This is a genomic window from Enterococcus dongliensis, assembly GCF_031927985.1.
GTDB lineage: Bacteria > Bacillota > Bacilli > Lactobacillales > Enterococcaceae > Enterococcus_A > Enterococcus_A dongliensis.
Window position 1 is genome coordinate 56,423 of record NZ_JARPZC010000013.1, and the last position, 20,651, is coordinate 77,073.

Genomic DNA, 20,651 nt, shown 5'->3' on the forward strand with positions numbered 1-20,651 from the left:
TTGCTCTAAAAAAAACCGGCTATAATTTATATGAAAGATGGAGTTCTGCTAGACGCTAGGGAATCTTCGCTTTTAACATTGGAGTAGAAATGGTATTTTCATAAAAATAATAAACAGATTATTAGTTACAAAAATTTCTACTCAAAAATAAGAAGGGGGAGGGATGACCATTTGTGACAGAAAGTACAAGTAAAAAAAAGCGGAAACGCAGAATGATCTATACCTTGTTTAGTAGTGTTATCCTTCTGGGTATTTTGTTGTTATTAGCACCGATGATCTATGACATGGTGAATCTTGCCCATCGTAAGGATATGGTCACAAAGTATGAAAAGCAGCTTCCGTATGATGATGCCCAGTTTTCATTGATCAAAAAATACAATCAAATGATTTATCATCAGCAAAAAGAAGAGCCAACAGAAAAAATCGATATCACAGAAATTCAACGAGATTTAAAGACACCGATTGGTTATATCAATATTCCTAGTATTAAATTGAAGAATATGCTGATCTATTTTGGAGATTCTGATTGGGTCTTGGATCGAGGAATCGGGACAATTCCATGGACAACACTTCCAGTTGGAGGGAAAGATACACTCAGCGGAATCACTGGACACTCAGGCATGGCAAATCAGATTTTGTTCGATAATATTCGTTATCTAAAAAATGGGGATGTTTTTTATGTAAACGCTTTTGGCAAACGAATTGCTTATCAAGTGTATAAACAAAAAATCGTTGATCCTGATGATAGAAATGCGGCCAAAGCTTTTTATATCCAAAAGGATAAAGATATCGCAGCGTTAATGACTTGTACACCGTTGTTTGTCAACAGTCATCGCTTGATTGTTTATGGTAAACGGATTCCAATCAAAGCGGCGAAAGAAGTCAAAACAGCGCATCGAACAGTTTGGTCGTTAGATACTATCTGGATTGCAGTCATGTTGCTGTTCTTACTAATCTTATTATTATGGTTGATTTATCGTTATTTCCGAGACAAACGAAAAGAAAAAGAAAATCAAACAGAAGACGTGATCGATCATGAGTAAACGAGTTTTAGTATATTTTTTTTTACCAGTTGTAGCGATTCTTCTGACAACTTTTTGGATCTATGATGGATACAATCAATTGTTAAAACTACCAGATACTTCGGTCACTCTTGCAAAAGGCAAACAACAAGCCAGAAAAAATCAACTAAAGTCTTCCCCGAAAACAGAGGATGCTCGAGCAAAAATCAAAGATGCTGACATGCAGTCACTAGTAGCAGCACGTTTAAAAAAAGATCAGACGATGGAATCCTCAGGAATCGGACGACTTGCAATTCCTTCAGAAAAACTGGATCTCCCGATTTTGAATACGATTACAGAACTCAGTCTATCAACTGGTGCAGTCACTTATTTTCCTGAACGTCCTTTTGGTCAGGGGAATGTCGTATTAGCTAGCCATAATTTTTTAGATGCAGACGTGTTGCTTCACCGAATCAAGAATGTGACTAAGGGAACCAAAATCTATTTAACCGACTTTACAATGGTTTGGATGTATCGTGTGGTAAAAAACCAAACGATTCGCGATACCCAAACAGATGTCTTAAATCAACCCAAAGGCTTACCAATCGTCACCTTGCTTCGTTGTGAAGGCGGAGTAGGGACCGACAATCGTCGCGTTGTTCAAGGTGTATTACAAGCGACTTCTTCATTTGATGAATTGACAAGAAAACAGCAACAAATGCTAGGAGTCATTTCAAAAACTAGCGAACGATCTGAAAAGACAAGAACCAATTGGATGAGTATACAACTAGCTCGTAGCATCCAAGCCAAACGGCCAACAGTTTGGTTGGTACTCATCGTATTACTAAATGCATTTATCTTAGGTATTTCAGGCATATTATTTGTTCGCAAAGCCTAACCATCTGCTGAAACTAGAAGTGAATGCGCTTCACTTCTATTCAGAAATATACTCAACTTAGAGGAGGAAGAAAAATGAAGAATCAAACAGTGAAAAAATCCCGCAAATTATTGAGTACCTTACTTGTTTGCGGAACGTTGTTAGGGGCAGTCAGTGCAGCCGGGGCAGTCGTATTAGTAGGGGATGGCGGAGCACAAGTCGCTTCCGCAGCCGTAATCTCTGATGCAACAACACCACGAAGCATCACAATCCATAAATATAGCAACACTAAAGGTGCCGGAACAGCAGTCGCTGATGATGGAACTTTTGCAGCGTCTATTAAAACATCAGAAACAAAAACCGGAACAGAAACCGGAACAGAAACCGAAATCCACAAACCATTACCAAATATTCCATTCAAAGTGGTCCGGGTAACACCAAAAGCTAACCAAACAAGTGCAACAATCATAGCAGATGATCCTAATACTTATGATGTTGTAGGAGGAACAGCACAAACAAGTATGACGGATAAAAATGGCGAATTGACCTTTGATTTAGGATCAACAAAAGCTAGTGATGGGATCTACTTGGTAACTGAATTAGACTCTGCCTCTGTAGCAACAAAAGCAGCCCCATTCGTTGTCGCAGTGCCATTGACAGTCCAAGGTGCCACAGCTACAGCAGATGATTCGCTATTATATGATGTTAACGTATATCCAAAAAATGATACAAAAGAAATCAAATTAAACCCAGTGAAATCACTTGTTTCGGGGAATCAAACAACATCAGCAGTTTCTGTAAAAGCTGGAGAAGAAGTGACTTGGGATCTAAGTATGGATGTACCAGCTGATATCTATACAAAAGCAACAGCTGACACAGAAGAAATCTATGCCGATAAACTACAATTGATGGACCCAATCGATACGAGATCTTTGAGTACACCAACTAATATTACCGGGTCAGCTTCTAGTACTACTAAAGAACCAGTTAACTTGGTAATGGAAACGGACTTTATTGCTTCAGAAGAACCGGATGATGAGTTAAAAGATTACTTCACAGTAAAAATTGAATTAACGGAAGCCGGAGTGAAAAAAGTAGCTGACTATGAAAAAATATCTTTCAGAATCACAACCGAAGTCTTGAAAGATAAAGTAGACGGCAGCATCTTGAACAGCTTTGATACCTTGTATGTTGGACCTACTGGCGAAGAAACACCAGAAACAACGAATCCTACAACAGATCCAGATCCAAAAGACCCAACACCAACAATTCCAGATCCAAATGTTCTAGACCCAGATGCTCCAGTAGTAAAAATGGGGAACATCGATGTATTGAAAACAGATGAATCAAATAAACCGTTAGCAAATGCCGTCTTCAAACTTGCAGCAAGCGAAGAAGATGCAGCAGCTGAAAAATGGGTGACAACCGCTGATACAAAAAATGAAGCAGGCGAAGTAGTCAAAGGAGAAGTAATCACTTTGAAGACAGATGCTAATGGGAAAATCCGATTTACCGGTTTGAAAGTTGATCCAACGTCAGGCGAACAGAACTACTACTTAGTCGAAACTTCTGCACCAGTTGGCTATGCTCTTGATGGGACAGCACGTGTCGTAGTAGCAAAAGATGATACAGAAGTTGATGCAACAGTTGTCAATAAAGACAATAAATGGGTTCCTAATCTACCAATGACCGGGGATGACGCACGTTTGATCCTATTGATCAGTGCCAGCACATTAATCGTTGCCGGTGGTGCAGCTCTTTATATCTACCGCCGCAAAGAACAAGCAAACAACTAGCAGTAACAGTTGAAAGAGCGTATCTCTGTATGATGGAGGTACCTCTTTTCCTAGGAAGGAGGCGTTTGCATGAAGCACAAGAGACGATTGTTTCGTGCGCTGCTTGTCAGCCTTGCTTGTCTTGCATTCAGTCAACCAATCTATGCTGCTGATGTAATGAGTCATTCGAGTCCTTCGGTCACTATTATGAAAAAAATAAGCGAAAATTCTAATGAAGTGACACAAACGACGAATCCTCTTGCCGGGGCCCATTATCGTTTGACGCGTATCCTGCCTGTCAAAAATAAACAAATCGTAGCCACCGATCCTGCAACGTATACGATTGCAAGGGATGATCAGGCGTTCATGATCGAACTTGTGACGGATCAAAACGGGCAGATCACTTTTGCGGACACAGAAAAATTGACTGATGGGGCATTTTTATTAGAAGAACTTGCCGGGGACGGGATTCCTACTCCTGCAGAACCGATTGCTTTTTCATTACCATTTACCGATGCAACAGGAAAAGTATCCGATGATTTTGTTTATGAACCTAAATCAGGACTAACAGCCGGAGATAGAGAGCCAGCGATTGTTACCAATAGTGTGCCAAACAACACCAAATCAGGGACGGTTGGCGGAAGTGGTCTATCATCGATTGGTTCTGGATCTACGAGCCAAAAACCATCAGTAATCATGCAAACTAGCGGAAACATCTGGTCGATTTCATGGACTGCTATGGTTCTTGTCATCGGATCAATCTTGAGTATGGTTATCACGAGTTTTATTTTTCTACGTAAACGTTGGGAGGGGAGAATGTATGAGTAAACAACAAAATACAACAAACTTCCGACGCAGTCCGAATGAAGCTCTAGTAGTAAAGAAACGAGTAAAAGGACGGTGGCTGCAATTCTTTGCGGTCGTACTCCTTATCAGCCAATTGTTCGTTTCTTCTTTGTTGCCAGCGTATCAAGTATTCGCTGAAACAACGGACGCTTCAACAACAACGTCTACTGCACCTGCGACAGCATCCTCACAAACCAAAGTCCCTACAGCTGAAACGACTGAGCCGCCGGCTGCGACGGAAGAATCAAAAGAAGCAGTCGATATGGAACAAGTGAAAGCGAAGTTGTTGCAAACAATCAGTCAATTTGGGGATATCAAAGGGACGACGATTACTGTTACAGACAAAAAGATCACAATCGAATTGTCTGCATTGATTAGTGAACACGCAGAAGAAATCAAGACAGCAATCACTCCGCTGATTCCGGAAGGCTACGCAGCAGAGCTCACTGCAAAACAAGAACTAGCGCAGTTAACGAGTTTGGACCAATTGACCGATGCAGATTTAGCTTCGCCTATTGAAGTAACTTGGTCCCATTCAGAGGGAGCCGCGACCTATACTGGAACCAAAGTGGTGCCAAAAAGTTTCAGTATCGCATTAAAAAGCACTGCCGATGGTCGGACAATCACTTGGAAAAAAGGCGATGTAATTACGTTGCCTAATTTAATCTATACCGGTGCTTACGGTACGGTCGAATTACAACCAAGTTTTGTAAAAACCACGATTGTCGGAATGGGGTATGTGGAAGGCAATACCATTACGATTACGACAGATGATAATGGTGCGGCACGACCAATTAGTTTTTCAAACTTAAAAACCTCAAATTTTACAAATCTGCCTCCTATAGAACTTTCAGCTAAAACTCCAGTAACTGCCACTTTTTTAGGTTCATCTGTTAATTTTACGGCAGTGGATCAAAGTGCTAGTTGGAATGGAGCAGTTGGCGAGCCCATTGATGAACCAGAAGGTGACTTACCTGCTGATTTTCCTGATTTAAGCTTTCACTATTATCCTCAATTTACAGGGGAAAGAGATCGTTCGTTGTCATATGGCGGGTCCTACGATGAAGGCTGGGATTTTATGCGGTATATTAACCGAGTCAATGATGATGAGGTAGGAAATTATACCAATTTAACAAATGAAACAACAATGAAAAAAATAGCGGATACCACTGGGAACATTTACATGGTCAATACCTACCCAAATGAAGACGGAAAGATCCTTGATGTTATCGGCAATAATCTTTATGCGCGATCTAGTGTTGGTAAAATCACCGGGATCTCGTCTGATGGCAAACACGCAATGATTGGTGGGGATGAATCGACTTCTTTATATCTTGTTAATACATCCACACATATTTTTCCACCAGAAACGACAAGCGTTGAGATGAAAGTAGAACTGGCCGTTGGTGAAATGGGTTATTCCAAACAAGCAGATGGTTCAATTATTTCGATGGTCAACATGGGGGATTACAGCGAAGATGGTAATCACATTAGTTATCAAGATCTTAGCTATCCTGGTACTGTATGGCCTGCAATGATTAGAAACCAACATACGACACCAACGTCTGACTTTGATGCCGACGCTTACCATGCAAAAATGGTCGAAGCAGATGGTGCGACGACCCCACCTTTATTTGCAGCGGGATTCTTCTCAACTGTTATTGTAGAAGATCCTTCTGACGGTGAGACGACTTATCCGATTAAATCGACGATTGAAGGAATGGAAGGAATAATTAGAGAAGTCAATCAGTCAATGAGAATGGATCCAGTAAAAGTCAATACAGCTGGTTTAGCAGCGATAAAAATCGCTTATAAATCGGGGAGTACCACAGTTGGTCCAACCAAAACGATTTATGCGGAATCTAATACGACATTGAGCAGTTATATGGAAAATAATTCAACTGAAAAACTGTTTCCTGAATCGTTTGTCATGGGTCCGATTACTTATAAATTAAAAGAGGAGCCAGTTACAAAAGACTTCGGTGCTATCGGAAGTACGGTGACGATTAATGTTGAATACGAACCACAAGCAACTATCCAACTTGATTATCAATCAGATGGAAAGACAATCGCTCCATCGAAGTTGATCTATGCAGGAGAACAAACTTCATTAACGGATTATTTGACAAATCATGCAGGTGACAAAGACAAATTATTACCAAAAGAGATCAAAGTTGGAACAACAGTCTATCGATTGATTGATTTTGATGCGACACCTTATAAATTTGGTGCCGGTGGAAGCCTAACTCCAGTAAAGGTTGAATATGCTAAAGCTGCTGATCTTGGTTTTTGGACACCGCAACCTGGATATGATTTGACAAAAAATATTGGTACTTATGGAGATCCGGGATTAGAATTATTTGTTTATAGTAAAGATCCGTTTCTGGATAAAATCGTAGGGGATCCTATGGCGCCTGAAAACCAAACAAAGGTTTTAGCAAAAGGAACTTTTGGATTTAAATCTTTAGCAGATGCCGCAAGGTGGTATATTGATATGGATCATGTGCTACATATCAACTCTGGAGCTACTGCGTGGTTAACCGGTGAAACTTCTCCATGGATTGCTTATAAAGATATCATTACTAAGGTTGTAATAGAAGGGAAACTGAGTATAAATCCTTATTCAAAAGGTTTATTTGGTTCTCTAGATAAGGTTACTAGTTACTCCGGATTAGAGAAACTAGATTTTTCGCTCACATATCCTGGGTTTGAAACATATAATTATATCGATCTAAGTTATCTTTTTAAAAATAATACTTTATTAGCAGAATTATCGGGTGAAGAGGCCTGGAATCTTTCGAAGGTCACAAGTACATTTGAAATGTTTTCTAATTCAGGTATCAAAACGTTAGATGCAGGTAACTGGAAATTTGGAGCCGTTACTATAGTACAGGATATGTTTTTAAATACTGTTAATTTAACAGAAATCTCTGGGGAAGGAACATGGGATTTAACAAAAGTTACAACTGCGTATAGAATGTTTTCTGGTTCAGGAATCAACACTCTAGATGCTGAAACATGGGGATTTGACAAGTTAACATTCGCGTATGGAATGTTTCTAGATGCAAAAAATTTAACCGTAATCAATGGTATTGAAAACTGGAAAATGACAGAAACTACTACGATGTGGAGTATGTTTCAAAATGCTTCAAGTCTAGAGAGTTTGGATTTTTCCGGTTGGAATACAACAAAATTAGGTCATGTGAATGACATGTTATCTGGAGATACTTCTTTGAAAGAAATTACGTTTGGAGAGAAGTTCTCAACAGATGCCTCAAATGTAGTAGAACTCCCCAATACGACAACAACAACAAAGTGGCGTAATGTTGCGGATGGTACAGTGGCAGCTCCTTTAGGTAGTGAATTTACCAGTACTTATAAGAGCGGAACAAACGTTGCAGACACTTATGTATTGACGGATAAGGTCGGTGCTAAGATCGACTATACGGATAAATCACTAATTCCTGAACAAGTAGTCGCAACGGATTATCTTTCTGGACTTATAGGGAGTACTGTATCCTACGACGTTCTTGATCCATGGCAAAGATTTGTTAAAAGATATTCCGTATGTCTATGCAGGGGAAGGGATAAGCGCATTCAACTATACGCCTGATCCATTATCCGTTACATTGACAGTAGATAATACCGATAACAAAGTAATCCCGATGAAAAAAATAGCCGAAGTGACAAAATTACCTACAGCAATGCCGGAAGCCATCCCTGAAACGACACCTGCCAAAGGAATTTTTGGCGATGTTGAATGGTACATTGATTTAGGCGGCACGCTTCATTTTGGTGAAGGAACGTTTGGAGATATGAAAACACTGACAGAAAGTCCTTGGAAAGACTACAATGATTTGATTAAAACCATTTCATTTGAAGGAAGTGTCAAAGCCAATACAAGCATGAGCCATTTATTTGCGAATTTGACGAATGTCACAGCAATTTCTGGTTTAGCAAAGATTGATGTATCGGCGACTGAAAACATGAATGGAACCTTCAGTAATATGACCAGTTTGCCTGTTCTAGATTTTTCTGGCTGGCAGACACCAAATGTGACGAATATGTTAAACATGCTTTCTGGGGATACCTCTCTAAAAGAAGTTACCTTTGGTTCTAGTTTTGTCACACCGCAAGTAACGACAGCTGAGACAGCCGGTCAACTTGAATTGCCAAATGATACAGGTGTAATCAAGTGGCAAAACGTTGCAGAAGGAACGGTTACAGAGCCGCTCGGTGAGGAATTTATCGGAGCGTATAAGAGTGGAACGAACGTACCAGATACCTATGAGTTGGTTAATGATACTGTCACACCGAACTTCCCAAATACCGGAAGCAATCTCCGCTTGATCGCGTTAATCAGCGCTAGTGGAATGATTCTATTTGGATTATTGGGTGCTAGTTGGTATAAGAGAAGACAGAATATGAAGTAAGAGAATCAAACGATTTATCGTAGTGATAAGAAAAGTGAATTTCTGCTGATTTTGATAAAAAAGTCAAAATCAGCAGATTTTTGCTTTTATTTCAATAAAAGAATATTTCATGTGGAAAACGTTTATTTATAATGTTTTTTCACAAGTCATTGGCTAGTATTTCTGTTAAAAATAGACAGTAGAGATTTTGGGTTAAAAAGAAGAGATATTAGAGAAATCAGTAGTATTACAAAAAAGATGACGGAAATAAAACACAAAAACATTGTCATACTCCTTTTTGCTTAATTTTTTAGAGAATATCTATAATAGTCCTATTGTTTTTTATTCAAAATGTAATAATTTGTAAAAGAATTGAAATAATATCTATCGGCAAAAATTGTATAATAAATACCATTGAGAATAATACAAAAAATTTATAGAAATCAATTAGTATATCGAGAAGTATTTTGTGACTTAGCCAAAAAGATTGTGAGTTAATTTACCAAAACTGGCAAACTGAAATTAAGAAAGTAGTGTCATTTCTCATTAGTTACAATAGATCGATGAACGTAAGTACGATTGAGTTTTTAGTTAAACATGAAAAAACAGTCTTTGGTTATCACAGGCTGTTTTTTTCGTAGAAAATAAAAAATGAGGAAAATTTTATTTAATTGATGGTATTTTAGTGTTTTGTTTAAGAAACCGGTTATCTTTATAAAAAATCATTGCTTTTTTGAATAATAATGAAATGTTTTTGAACAAAAAAATACCAGAAAAGTATTGTAACAAAGTCTCCCTTTGTTTTCGAGCGGTTCTTGTTTATACTGTAAACTGGTAACTTTGTGCATGTTTTTTATGAAGAAAAAAACAGAATAGGAGTGCATTACATGGGAAAGCCATTAGTAAAAGTGGCGGCTGTTGTAATTGGTGGTATTGCTGCAATTACGGTTTGTTTTGTTGGGTACAAAGTGAATATCAATCGGCAATATGAGCAACGGGTCAATTATGCAGAAACAGCGGTGCTAAAGGAAAAAAGTAGTTTAAAAGAAATCAAAGAGGAAATTGCCTCTTTATATAGTGACGAGACCCATACCTTTCTTAAAAATGATTTACAAGAAGAAGCAGTTAATAAAGTAGAAACAAAATTGGCCGCAATAAAAGTTTCTGCGGCTGAATTTGGAATCAATGAAGAAGATTTGCCAGAAAATATAAAAGAGGTTAAAGCTGAAAAAGATTCTCTGGATAAACGTATGGATGATGCCGATTTGAAATTTTATATTCAAAAAAGTGTAAATGAATTATTCACGCAACCAGTCAGTGATTGGCAGGCAGCTCAAAATGATGTCATCATTAATGAGCAGGTGAGTGAAACAACGATTGGTGATATTCGCGACCGTTTGAAAATGATTGCAGACAGTAATTGGAAGAATCTAATAAATCAATACTTAGATTATGCAACAGCTCAAGTCAAACGAGCAACAGATATTCAAGAAACATTGGATAAACTGTTAAAAGATGGTAAAGTGGCCAGTTCCGCGACATATGAAATCTATTTAAATTTAGTAGACAGCATTGCGCAAGTTCGTAACGAAACATTGAAAAAATCGTTTGGAGAAGCTGCAGCGACAATTGGGAATCAGATTGGTGTTGGAGCAGCAGAGGAAACTACCGATACTTGGACAAATACTGAAGAGCTGTCACAAGATTATACACAATAAATTGAACAACTATTTAAATAGAAGAAACACGGATTATTGTACCAAAAGAAAGAGAAATTATTATAGCAAGATGGGAGCAGTTAAATGTCAAAGGGGAAGAAAATTATACTGATCGTTTTAGGAGTCATCATTGCGCTGACGGTGGTCGTTGTAGGGATTGGGGCAAAAGTTTATTTTGATTTAAGCGATTCGGTCCAAAAAACTTATGAATCAGTAGAACGACAAGAGACAGAAAGAACTATCAATTTAACTCAGAAAGAACCTTTTTCTGTCTTGTTATTAGGGATTGATACGGGTGATCTTGGACGAACAGAAGTGGGTAGATCTGATACGATGATGGTTGCGACTGTTAGCCCAGCGAATAAAAAAACATCTATTGTAAGTATTGCTCGAGATACTTACGTAAAAATCATTGGACATGGGACAGAAGATAAAATCAATCACGCCTACGCCTTTGGTGGAGCAGGGATGTCGATGGACACCGTTGAAAGTTATTTGGATATTCCCATCAATCATTATGCTGCGATCAATATGAAAGGTTTAAAAGAGTTAGTTACTGCAGTTGGTGGTATAAAAGTTCTCAATGAACAAAAATTTAAACAAGATGACTATACGTTTGACAATGGAGAGATCACACTGGATGGTGATCAAGCATTATCGTATTCTCGGATGCGAAAAGAAGATCCTCGCGGAGATTATGGCCGACAAGAACGTCAGCGTCAAATCGTTGCTGGAGTGGTAAAAAAATTATTGTCCGTTGATGGTGTTAGTAAGTATCGTGAAGTTCTCGATGCAATGGAAGGAAATGTAACAACTGATATGAGTTTTACGGATATGAAAAAAATTGCTTTGGATTATCGAGAGGCCTTTAGCACAGTTGAACAAGACCAGCTGCAAGGGGACGGGTTCATGCAAGATGGAATCTCTTATCAACGAGTAAGTGATGATGAATTGGCACGAGTTCAAAATAAACTACAAACTCAGTTAGAACAAAACGAGTAAATCAATTAGAGAAAGTGGAGAAGAAATGGAAGAAATAATCAGTTTGAAAGAGATTTTTGAAATTCTAAAAAAACATGTGACTTCAATCATCATCAGTATGTTTGCTGGCTTAGCCTTAGCTGGGCTGATCACCTTTTTTATCATCACGCCCAAATACAGCTCACAGGCCCAATTGATCGTGACTTTGCCTCAAACAGAAAGCGCCAACGCCAATGATGTAAACACTAACTTACAAATGATCAATACGTATAAAGATTTGATTACTAGTGATTTAGTAATGAATCAAGTCAAAGATACTTTAGATTCAGAATATGATTTAAAACTATCTGTTGAAACAATCAAAAGTTCAATTGAAGTCACTCAATCCCAAAACTCACAGATGTTTTCAATCAAGGCAAACAGTACGAAGGCTATTGATGCCGAACATATCGCAAATACAACATCACAAGTCTTTCAAGAAAATGCAAAAGACACTATGGCAGTTGATAAGATCTCTATCATTTCAAAAGCCACTGCCAGTATGACCCCTGTTTCACCTAATAATAAATTGAACTTAGCTATCGGACTAATACTAGGATTAATGGTTGGCGCTGGGCTAGCTTTCTTATTAGAATTATTTGATCGTACAGTCAAAGATGATAAATTTGTTACAGAAAATTTAGGTTTTACGATTCTTGGAACAATACCACAAATGTCAGCCAAAGAGTTAGCGGCTACTACGTTAAATAAGAAACCAATCAAGCCAGCTGCTAAAAAAACAGATAATAAGCAATCATTACGTCGCAGTCGGAACCGGGTATAGGAAGGGGAAAATCAAATGGCAAAAAAACAAAATGAACGCAAAGGAACAAAAACTAATGCGGTAAGCTTGGTTACATTGATTGATCCGTCATCACCAATCGCTGAACAATACCGGACGATTCGGACTAATATTCAATTTGCTTCATCAGCAGATAAACCAATCAAAACAATTGTTGTCACTTCTTCTGGCCCTGGTGAAGGGAAATCGACAACAGCTGCTAATCTAGCAGTTGTATTTGCTAACTCGGGGCAACGTGTATTATTGGTAGATGCTGATATGCGAAAACCGACTATCTTCAAAAGTTTCCATTTGAGCAATGCGATTGGGTTGAGCACAGTTTTAAGCACGATCCAAAGTATTAGCGAAGCTGCACAAAAAACAGAGATCAATAATCTTTCAATATTGACAAGCGGTCCCAAGCCGCCGAATCCTTCTGAACTATTGGGATCCGCGCGAATGGATCAATTTCTCGCTGAGGCACGCAACTTATATGACATCATTATTTTTGATATGCCACCAGTTGTTGCAGTGACTGACGCGCAAATTATGGCATCCAAAGCAGATGGTACGATTTTAGTGGTTCGAGAGAATGTCTCTCGTAAGGAATCGTTGACCAAAGCTAAAGGATTGTTACACATGGTCCAAGCAAAGGTATTAGGTGTAGTTTATAATTGCGCAGAAAATGCCAAAGACCAAGGCTATTACTACTATTACGGAAATTAATTAGGAAAGGACTGAAGGGAATGATCGATTTACATTGCCATATTTTACCTGGTGTTGATGATGGTGCTCAAACAATGGGAGACAGCTTAGCAATGGCTGAAAAAGCCGTTCATCAAGGAATTACTCATATTCTTTGCACTCCTCATCACAACAATGGAAGATACAGCAATCCTAAACAAACGGTCATTCCGCGAGTTCTTCAATTACAAGAAGAGTTAGATCGACGGCAATTGCCGTTGACCGTTTTAGAAGGGCAGGAAGTCCGCATCACTGGCGATTTACTTGAGGATATAAGTCGCGGGGAGATTTTGTTTACCGATTTAGCGGATACTTATATCTTGATTGAATTTCCAACGATGGATGTTCCCGCTTATACAGAACAATTATTTTTTGAACTAATTAGTATGGGAAAGAAACCGGTCATTGTTCATCCAGAACGAAATGCTAAATTTAGAGAAGAGCCGAATCGTTTGATTCCTTTTTTAGACATGGGAGCATTAGCACAGCTGACTGCACCGAGTTATGTGGGAATCTTTGGCAAGTCGATTCAAAAGACGGCAAAAGAAATGGTGAAACACAACTTAGTTCAAATGATGGCTTCAGATGCTCACGGTATTAATAAACGAGATTTTTATTTAAAAGAAGCCTACGAACAAATCGCTAAGGATTTTGGACAAACTAAAGTTGGAGCGATGCAACAAGTCGCAAAAGATTTATTGAATGGAAATTCAATTTCTTTTGAGGCCCATTCAGAAGTGAAAAAGAAGAAATTTGGATTGTTTTAGGAGGAACTAGGGTGTTTGAATTAACAAGGAGAAGAAAAGTGATCACGTTGGTAGTTGTGGATAGTTTATTGATCGCTTTGGCAAATATCGTTACATATTATTTTATGCAGCCGTTTTTGCCGGTCACATCAGCATTCATTCGACAAACGATACTTTTATCTATTGTTTTGTATTGGGCGTATGGCTATATATTTAAAGTATTTACACGCATCAATCGGTATACCAATCTACGAGAAATGATTGCGATTTTTGCGGCAACGACTGCACAATCAGTTACGGCAGCCGTTTTATTGATCTTAGTTGATAGTACAGCAAGCCGTCGTTTAGAACTGTTTGCTTATTTGCTATCGACGTTTTTTATTGTTTCCAGTCGTTTAGTGTGGCGTTTATTTGTGGAGTACCGGAATATGCGTTATACCGGTGGAGATGCCCCTAAGCGAACATTAATCATTGGAGCAGGTGAGGGCGGACGGATTCTTTATAATAGTTTATTAGGTTCAAAGACAGCCGGTGAAATCGAAGTAGTTGGATTTGTTGATGATGATCCTAATAAGGTCAAAACGTATCTCAGTAATGTAAGAGTCCTTGGTAAAACGAACGAACTTCCAGAATTGATTAAAACTTATGATATCGAGATGGTGACGATTGCAATTCCTTCCTTGTCACGAAAAAAATTACGGGAGATATTTAGTACCCTTGAAAAATTAAAAGTACAAGTAACGGCGATGCCGTCTATGGAAGAAATGGTATCAGGAAAAATTAATATTTCTCGCTTGCGGACAATTGATGTGGTTGATCTTTTGGGGCGGGAAGAGGTGGCCTTAGATATTACGGCTATCAAAGATCAGTTGACGGATAAAGTGATTTTAGTCACCGGAGCTGGTGGATCAATCGGTTCAGAAATCTGTCGCCAAGTTATTCAGTTCAATCCTAAGCAATTATTATTACTTGGACATGGGGAGAATTCGATTTATCTGATTGACCGAGAATTAAAAATAAAATTCGAAGACAAAATTACCGAAATCATTCCTATCATCGCAGATGTTCAGGACCGGGAAAAAATTTTTGAAGTAATGACACAGTATCATCCAGATATTGTCTATCACGCAGCGGCGCATAAACATGTGCCAATGATGGAGTACAATCCTAGAGAAGCAGTTAAGAACAATGTTTATGGAACGAAAAATGTAGCAGATGCTGCTAAAGCTAATGATGTAAAAAATTTCGTGATGATCTCTACAGATAAAGCCAATAATCCGCCTAATGTCATGGGTTCAACAAAGCGAATGGCGGAGATGATCGTCACAGGAATGAATGAGCCAGAAAAGACAAAATTTTCAGCTGTTCGTTTTGGAAATGTCTTGGGCTCCCGTGGGAGTGTGATTCCTGTCTTTCGTGAACAAATTGCAAAAGGCGGTCCTGTTACGGTGACAGATTTTCGAATGACACGTTACTTCATGACTATCCCGGAAGCAAGTCGTTTAGTTATTCAGTCAGGTGTTCTAGCAAAAGGTGGGGAAATTTTTGTTTTGGATATGAGCGAACCTGTTAAAATAGTCGATTTAGCTAGAAATATGGTTCGTCTTAGTGGATATTCAGAAGATGAGATTGAGATCATCGAAACAGGTATCAGACCAGGTGAAAAATTGTATGAAGAATTATTACTAGATAAAGAACGCAATGATGAAAAAATCTATGAAAAGATTTTTGTCGGCAATATCAAAGGTTTTTCTGTCAATGAAGTAATGATGTTTGCAGATCAACTACCAAAAGATGATGAAGAATTAGCAAAAGCAGTCGTTCGTTTCGCGAATGATTCGAATAAATAGGAGTTGGGATTGTGTATAGAAATGGGTTAAAAAGAGTCTTAGATTTTTTGCTATCTTTGATGGGGATCATCGTATTAAGTCCAATATTTCTACTATTGTTTTTAGCTATTAAAATAGATTCACAAGGACCAACTATCTTTAAACAAAAACGCATTGGAAAAGGGAAAAAGTATTTCTATATTTATAAATTTCGCACAATGCGTACAGATACACCCAAGGAAATGCCCACACATCTTTTAGAAAACCCCGATTATTTTATTACAAAAGTCGGAAAATTCTTACGAAAGACCAGCTTAGACGAATTGCCGCAATTGTGGAATATTTTGAAAGGCGACATGGCCATTATTGGTCCTCGTCCTAGTTTATGGAATCAGTACGATTTAATTCAGGAACGTGATAAATATGGAGCAAATGATATTCGTCCAGGACTAACTGGACTAGCACAGATTAATGGACGAGATGAATTAGAGATACCAGTAAAAGCCAAACTAGATGGGAAATATACCACACATGTATCTCTTCCAATGGACTTAAAATGCTTCTTTGGTACGATCAGTGCAGTATTTAAAAGTGATGGCGTTGTGGAAGGCGGGACAGGCTTTTTAAAGGAGAAGGGAGAAAATAAATGAAACGAATTTTAATCACCGGTATGAATAGTTACATTGGGACTTCATTTAAAAAGTATATGGACCAATTTAGCGATGACTATCAGATTGATGTTATTACATTAAAAGATGATACGTGGAAAAAGAAAGACTTTTCAAGCTATGATTCGATTTTTCACGTTGCAGGAATCGCCCATGCAGATGTTTCTCATGTGAATGAAGAAACCAAACAGCTGTATTACCAAGTCAATCGAGACCTTGCCGTTGACACAGCGACTAAATATAAACAAGATTTAAATGGAAAAAAAGGTCAATTCATCTATATGAGTTCGATTATTATTTACGGTGAAGAAACTAATATCAACAAAAAACGAGTAATCACTTCTGAAACAAAACCAAATCCATCAAATTTTTATGGCGACAGCAAATTACAAGCTGAAATTGGATTGAATCCCTTAAATACTGAGAAGTTCCATATTGCCATTTTACGACCGCCAATGATTTATGGTCCGGGCAGCAAAGGAAATTATCAACAGTTAGTCAAGTTAGCCAATAAATTACCGATATTTCCGGATATCCCAAATGAACGTTCGATGCTACATATTGATAAACTTTGCCAGTTTGTCAAAGAACGTGTAGATCAACAAGATAGCGGAGTGTTTTTTCCACAAAATGATAAATATGTCCGTACCAGTCATATGGTTCGTGACATTGCTAAAGCCAATGGAAAAACGATTTATCTTTTTTCTTGGATGAATTGGGCAATACGTTTGCTAGGATTCATTCCTGGGAAAATAGGACGATTGACGAATAAAGCATTTGGGAGCGTAGTATATGAAAAAAATAATGTTAATGTGTGACAATAATTTACAAACTGTTGGAGGAGAGCAAGAGTCTACTAAAATAATTATTAACGGAATAAAAGACAAATGCAATTTATTTGTTGTTCAGCCTGGAGATTTTGTTTCTGAGGGAGTAACTTCCTTTAAAATTACTAATGAAACCAGAATAAAACATTTAATTAAAAAACCTATTGTATTCTTTAAATATGTTAAGTCCGTAATAAAGATTGTGCATTATGTTAAGCCTGAAATAATACACACACAAGCACAAGTTAGTTTCTTTCTTATTGCATTATTGAAAAAATTAATGATCATTCGAGATGTAAAATTGTATCATACTGAGCGAGGGCTAAAAAATAAGTACAATTTGTTTTTTTTAAAGTTATTCCTATTTTCTTTTAAGAATACTGACTTAATCGTTACTACAACTGAATATAATAAATCATCTTGGGCTAAGGAATTGGAAAAAAAGAAAATCCAAGTGGAAATGAGAGTAATCGAGAATACGGCAGGTCCTATTTTTGAAATATACGATTCAAGTAAAAAAGTTTCTCCCGATGAGTTAGTAATAGGATTTGCTGGAAGATATGCAGAATGGAAAAACTGGCGCTTAGCAGTAGATATTATAAAATCTTTAAGAGAACAAAGTAACTATATCATCAAAGTTTTTTTGGCTATTGGTGCTCTGGATGATAAAGCTGTTTTGGAATCAAAAAAATTAATAAGAGATTTTGAAAAAATTATTGGTGCAAATAATGTTATTGGAAAAATTAATATAAGCTTAGAAGAAATGAATGAATTCTATTATAGAATAAATTATTTTGTCCTTACTTCAAAAAAGGATACAGAATCTTTCGGAAGAACACTTGTAGAAGCAATGTCCAGAAAGGTAGTCGTTATGACGACATATGCTGGGGGAGCTGAGGAAGTAGTTGCGGATAGTTTAAATACAATGAGTGAGCCAGATGATTTTGCAAGAAGGATACTGTATTATAATGAAAATATTCAATCCTTTGAAAGAAAGACTCAAGAGAATTTTGATAGGGCAAGTGTAGTATATTCTATAAAGAATAATATATCAAAACATCTCGATATTTATAGTATTGGAGAAGAAAATAATGAAGCATAATATTTTACATTTAAATTCAAATTTTTTCAATTCTAGCGTTCATAATGAAATAGTTGAATCATTTAACAGTTTAGAAAATGTTGAGGGAAAAGTTTTTGTACCTAGATTAAAATATGATAATATCCAAAAAAATGAAAAAGACTATCTAATTCAAAAAAAATGTTTAAATTTAACTGATAAATTATTTTTATCGCATAGATCAGAAAAGCTGTATAAAATTCTAAATAAAGAAATAAATTTTTCTGATTTTACTAGTATTCTTGCACACTCATTATTTTCAAACGGACTATTAGCGAGGAAGATTTGTCATAGAACAAACCTTAATTATACTGTAATTGTAACTAATACAGATATAAATCTTTATCTGAAATATCCATTTATGTTTAGAAAAATTGCATTGGATATCTTATTAGATGCAGAAAAAATTTTTTTCACGGCACCTTTTTACTTGTCAGAGTTAATTGATAAAGTTGTACCAGGAAAATACGAACAGAAAATAAGAAATAAAACTATTATTACTCCTTTTGGTATTAATCAATATTGGCTTGACAACGTGTTAAAACAAGAGAGAAAAATTCCTACTGATCCACTTAAAATTCTTTATGTTGGAAAAGTAAACAAAAATAAGAATATAAAACTAATTGTTAATACTCTAGAGAGGGAAAATAAAAGTCACTTACAATACCGATTACAAATAGTTGGCTATGCTACAGATAAATATGGAGAAAAATTTCTTGAAAATATAAATAAATATGCATGGGTTTCTTATTTGGGGAAAAAAGGTAAAAAAGAATTATTAGATATTTACCGCAATGCTGATATATTTGTAATGACTTCTTTTAAAGAATCATTTGGATTGGTTTACGGGGAAGCTATGTCACAGGGGTTACCTGTGGTATATACTGTAAAGCAAGGATTTGATGGACATTTTGAAGAAGATAGTATCGGTTATGCTGTTAATCCATATAGTTCGTCAGAATTAATAGATGTGTTAAAAATAATAAGGATGAATTATAGTAAAATGAGTGATTCTGCAAGAAATGAGGTTAATAAATTATCATGGGAAAATGTTGTGCAAAACTTTATGCAAGGAATTGAGGATTGATTTGTGATTGTATGAAAAATAAAATTTGTATATACAAAATTAGCTATATTTTAATTATTTTTTATTTATTTTTTTCTTATATTGATACGAAATTGATAATTTTCCCCCTTCTGGGAACATTTATAGTAGCTAGTTTAGCCATCTTAAATAATGATTTAAATATACATTTAAATTCAGATCTAATTATATGGTATTGCTTTTTATTAAGTTGCTTTTTCACATTATTGTACTCTGATAAGAAAAAAGAAGCGATATTATTCATTTTTGTTTTTTTTATTTTCATGTTTTTAAAAGAAATGTTTATGAATCTTCCAGAGATCGGGAATTTTATTGTGGTTATTTTCATGTTTTTTTCATCCATCCATGTCATAGCAACACTGGCGCAATTTTTTATTCCTAATTTAGTGATAATTGTTAATCAAAGTATACTTCCATCAGATTTACTTAATATAAATTTATTTCAATTAAAGAGTGGGAGATTTGCCGGAATTACAGGACAAACAGGAGCTAATGCATTCTTTATTAGCATCTTTATCGGAACAATATTAGTAAAAATAAGAGAAAGTCAGCATTTGATTAAGTCTATTCTGTATATAGTTGCTATGACTGTTGCTTTTTTCTGTCTTTTCTTAACCGATAAGCGCGGGATGTTAGTATTTACAATAATATCTATATTTCTAGTAATAATGATAAATATCTATTCTGAATCAAAAAAGTATTTTTGGAGTATAGCAATTATTTCAAGTTTGATAGCTTTATTGTTGTTTTTAGTTTTGGCGACACTTAGAGTTATAGACTTCTCCAATTTCAAAGATTTATCTACAGGAAGAAGTGATCTTTACCAAGTAATGGCAAAGATGATTGATAACAATGTTTTCTTAGGAAATGGATTTGGGAGTGTTGTAAACACACTTGGAATAAAAGGACATAATATTTATCTTCAGTTATTTGCGGAACAAGGGATTTTTAGTGTGCTTATATTTATTCTAGCTGTTATAAATACTTTTTATTTATCTGTTAAATCACATTTGCTAATTCCAAAGATAATTGATAATAGTAAAATTATCTTTGGAATTTATGTTCAGTCTATTTTTATACTATATGGCTTAACGGGTAATCCACTTTATGATTATTTCATTTTAGGAGTTTACCTATTAGTCACAGGATTACCATTATCATTCTTATATAATAGAAAATAGA

At 36.4% G+C, this 20,651-nt stretch carries 17 protein-coding genes; all 17 read left to right on the forward strand.

Annotated features, from left to right (window positions below; all coding sequences use genetic code 11):
* Nucleotides 1-173: 173 nt before the first annotated feature.
* The 17 genes from P7D84_RS10060 (at nucleotide 174) to P7D84_RS10140 (ending at nucleotide 20,650) form a co-directional block, all read left to right on the forward strand.
* Nucleotides 174-1,043 (forward strand): class C sortase, encoded by an 870-nt coding sequence (locus tag P7D84_RS10060; protein WP_311806311.1) that lies wholly within the window; start codon nucleotides 174-176, stop codon nucleotides 1,041-1,043.
* Complete coding sequence (locus P7D84_RS10065; protein ID WP_311806312.1) at nucleotides 1,036-1,899, forward strand: class A sortase; 864 nt, start codon at nucleotides 1,036-1,038, stop codon at nucleotides 1,897-1,899. The genes P7D84_RS10060 and P7D84_RS10065 overlap by 8 nt, the downstream gene beginning before the upstream one ends.
* A 74-nt stretch (nucleotides 1,900-1,973) precedes the next feature.
* Nucleotides 1,974-3,674 carry a SpaH/EbpB family LPXTG-anchored major pilin gene (locus P7D84_RS10070; RefSeq protein ID WP_311806313.1) on the forward strand — a complete coding sequence of 567 codons (1,701 nt, stop codon included), beginning with the start codon at nucleotides 1,974-1,976 and terminating at the stop codon, nucleotides 3,672-3,674.
* Between the two features lie 69 nt (nucleotides 3,675-3,743).
* Nucleotides 3,744-4,481, forward strand: a complete 738-nt coding sequence (locus P7D84_RS10075; RefSeq protein WP_311806314.1) for a prealbumin-like fold domain-containing protein — start codon at nucleotides 3,744-3,746, stop codon at nucleotides 4,479-4,481.
* A complete protein-coding gene (locus tag P7D84_RS10080) occupies nucleotides 4,474-8,112 on the forward strand; it encodes a BspA family leucine-rich repeat surface protein (RefSeq protein WP_311806315.1) in 3,639 nt (1,212 codons plus the stop codon). The genes P7D84_RS10075 and P7D84_RS10080 overlap by 8 nt, the downstream gene beginning before the upstream one ends.
* The gene (locus tag P7D84_RS10085; protein WP_311806316.1) at nucleotides 8,048-8,932 is read left to right on the forward strand and encodes a BspA family leucine-rich repeat surface protein; all 885 of its coding nucleotides are present in this window, start codon (nucleotides 8,048-8,050) and stop codon (nucleotides 8,930-8,932) included. Before P7D84_RS10080 ends, P7D84_RS10085 begins: the two co-directional genes overlap by 65 nt.
* A gap of 866 nt (nucleotides 8,933-9,798) precedes the next feature.
* Nucleotides 9,799-10,629, forward strand: a complete 831-nt coding sequence (locus tag P7D84_RS10090) for a hypothetical protein (RefSeq protein ID WP_311806317.1) — start codon at nucleotides 9,799-9,801, stop codon at nucleotides 10,627-10,629.
* 84 nt (nucleotides 10,630-10,713) lie between these two features.
* The gene (locus tag P7D84_RS10095; protein WP_311806318.1) at nucleotides 10,714-11,631 is read left to right on the forward strand and encodes an LCP family glycopolymer transferase; all 918 of its coding nucleotides are present in this window, start codon (nucleotides 10,714-10,716) and stop codon (nucleotides 11,629-11,631) included.
* A 25-nt stretch (nucleotides 11,632-11,656) separates the two neighbouring features.
* A complete protein-coding gene (locus P7D84_RS10100; RefSeq protein ID WP_311806319.1) occupies nucleotides 11,657-12,433 on the forward strand; it encodes a YveK family protein in 777 nt (258 codons plus the stop codon).
* Between the two features lie 15 nt (nucleotides 12,434-12,448).
* Nucleotides 12,449-13,156 carry a CpsD/CapB family tyrosine-protein kinase gene (locus tag P7D84_RS10105; RefSeq protein WP_311806320.1) on the forward strand — a complete coding sequence of 236 codons (708 nt, stop codon included), beginning with the start codon at nucleotides 12,449-12,451 and terminating at the stop codon, nucleotides 13,154-13,156.
* 20 nt (nucleotides 13,157-13,176) lie between these two features.
* The gene (locus tag P7D84_RS10110) at nucleotides 13,177-13,941 is read left to right on the forward strand and encodes a tyrosine-protein phosphatase (protein WP_311806321.1); all 765 of its coding nucleotides are present in this window, start codon (nucleotides 13,177-13,179) and stop codon (nucleotides 13,939-13,941) included.
* 11 nt (nucleotides 13,942-13,952) lie between these two features.
* Complete coding sequence (locus P7D84_RS10115; protein ID WP_311806322.1) at nucleotides 13,953-15,770, forward strand: polysaccharide biosynthesis protein; 1,818 nt, start codon at nucleotides 13,953-13,955, stop codon at nucleotides 15,768-15,770.
* Nucleotides 15,771-15,781: 11 nt separating this feature from the next.
* Nucleotides 15,782-16,399: a sugar transferase gene (locus tag P7D84_RS10120; protein ID WP_311800445.1), complete on the forward strand. Its 618-nt coding sequence runs from the start codon at nucleotides 15,782-15,784 to the stop codon at nucleotides 16,397-16,399.
* Nucleotides 16,396-17,235: an NAD-dependent epimerase/dehydratase family protein gene (locus tag P7D84_RS10125; RefSeq protein WP_311806323.1), complete on the forward strand. Its 840-nt coding sequence runs from the start codon at nucleotides 16,396-16,398 to the stop codon at nucleotides 17,233-17,235. Before P7D84_RS10120 ends, P7D84_RS10125 begins: the two co-directional genes overlap by 4 nt.
* On the forward strand, nucleotides 17,210-18,346 hold the full coding sequence (locus tag P7D84_RS10130; protein ID WP_311806324.1) for a glycosyltransferase family 4 protein: 1,137 nt from the start codon (nucleotides 17,210-17,212) through the stop codon (nucleotides 18,344-18,346). The genes P7D84_RS10125 and P7D84_RS10130 overlap by 26 nt, the downstream gene beginning before the upstream one ends.
* A complete protein-coding gene (locus tag P7D84_RS10135; RefSeq protein ID WP_311806325.1) occupies nucleotides 18,336-19,451 on the forward strand; it encodes a glycosyltransferase family 4 protein in 1,116 nt (371 codons plus the stop codon). The genes P7D84_RS10130 and P7D84_RS10135 overlap by 11 nt, the downstream gene beginning before the upstream one ends.
* Nucleotides 19,452-19,462: 11 nt before the next feature.
* Entirely contained in the window at nucleotides 19,463-20,650 is a 1,188-nt protein-coding gene (locus tag P7D84_RS10140; RefSeq protein WP_311806326.1) for an O-antigen ligase family protein, read from the forward strand.
* Nucleotide 20,651 lies beyond the last annotated feature (1 nt).

What these genes read in the sequence shown, in the direction of transcription:
- P7D84_RS10065 (WP_311806312.1), top strand. Translation starts at nt 1,036, where the DNA reads ATGAGTAAACGAGTTTTAGTATATTTTTTTTTACCAGTTGTAGCGATT.
- P7D84_RS10070 (WP_311806313.1), top strand. Translation starts at nt 1,974, where the DNA reads ATGAAGAATCAAACAGTGAAAAAATCCCGCAAATTATTGAGTACCTTA.
- P7D84_RS10075 (WP_311806314.1), top strand. Translation starts at nt 3,744, where the DNA reads ATGAAGCACAAGAGACGATTGTTTCGTGCGCTGCTTGTCAGCCTTGCT.
- P7D84_RS10080 (WP_311806315.1), top strand. Translation starts at nt 4,474, where the DNA reads ATGAGTAAACAACAAAATACAACAAACTTCCGACGCAGTCCGAATGAA.
- P7D84_RS10090 (WP_311806317.1), top strand. Translation starts at nt 9,799, where the DNA reads ATGGGAAAGCCATTAGTAAAAGTGGCGGCTGTTGTAATTGGTGGTATT.
- P7D84_RS10095 (WP_311806318.1), top strand. Translation starts at nt 10,714, where the DNA reads ATGTCAAAGGGGAAGAAAATTATACTGATCGTTTTAGGAGTCATCATT.
- P7D84_RS10100 (WP_311806319.1), top strand. Translation starts at nt 11,657, where the DNA reads ATGGAAGAAATAATCAGTTTGAAAGAGATTTTTGAAATTCTAAAAAAA.
- P7D84_RS10105 (WP_311806320.1), top strand. Translation starts at nt 12,449, where the DNA reads ATGGCAAAAAAACAAAATGAACGCAAAGGAACAAAAACTAATGCGGTA.
- P7D84_RS10110 (WP_311806321.1), top strand. Translation starts at nt 13,177, where the DNA reads ATGATCGATTTACATTGCCATATTTTACCTGGTGTTGATGATGGTGCT.
- P7D84_RS10125 (WP_311806323.1), top strand. Translation starts at nt 16,396, where the DNA reads ATGAAACGAATTTTAATCACCGGTATGAATAGTTACATTGGGACTTCA.
- P7D84_RS10130 (WP_311806324.1), top strand. Translation starts at nt 17,210, where the DNA reads ATGAAAAAAATAATGTTAATGTGTGACAATAATTTACAAACTGTTGGA.
- P7D84_RS10135 (WP_311806325.1), top strand. Translation starts at nt 18,336, where the DNA reads ATGAAGCATAATATTTTACATTTAAATTCAAATTTTTTCAATTCTAGC.
- P7D84_RS10140 (WP_311806326.1), top strand. Translation starts at nt 19,463, where the DNA reads ATGAAAAATAAAATTTGTATATACAAAATTAGCTATATTTTAATTATT.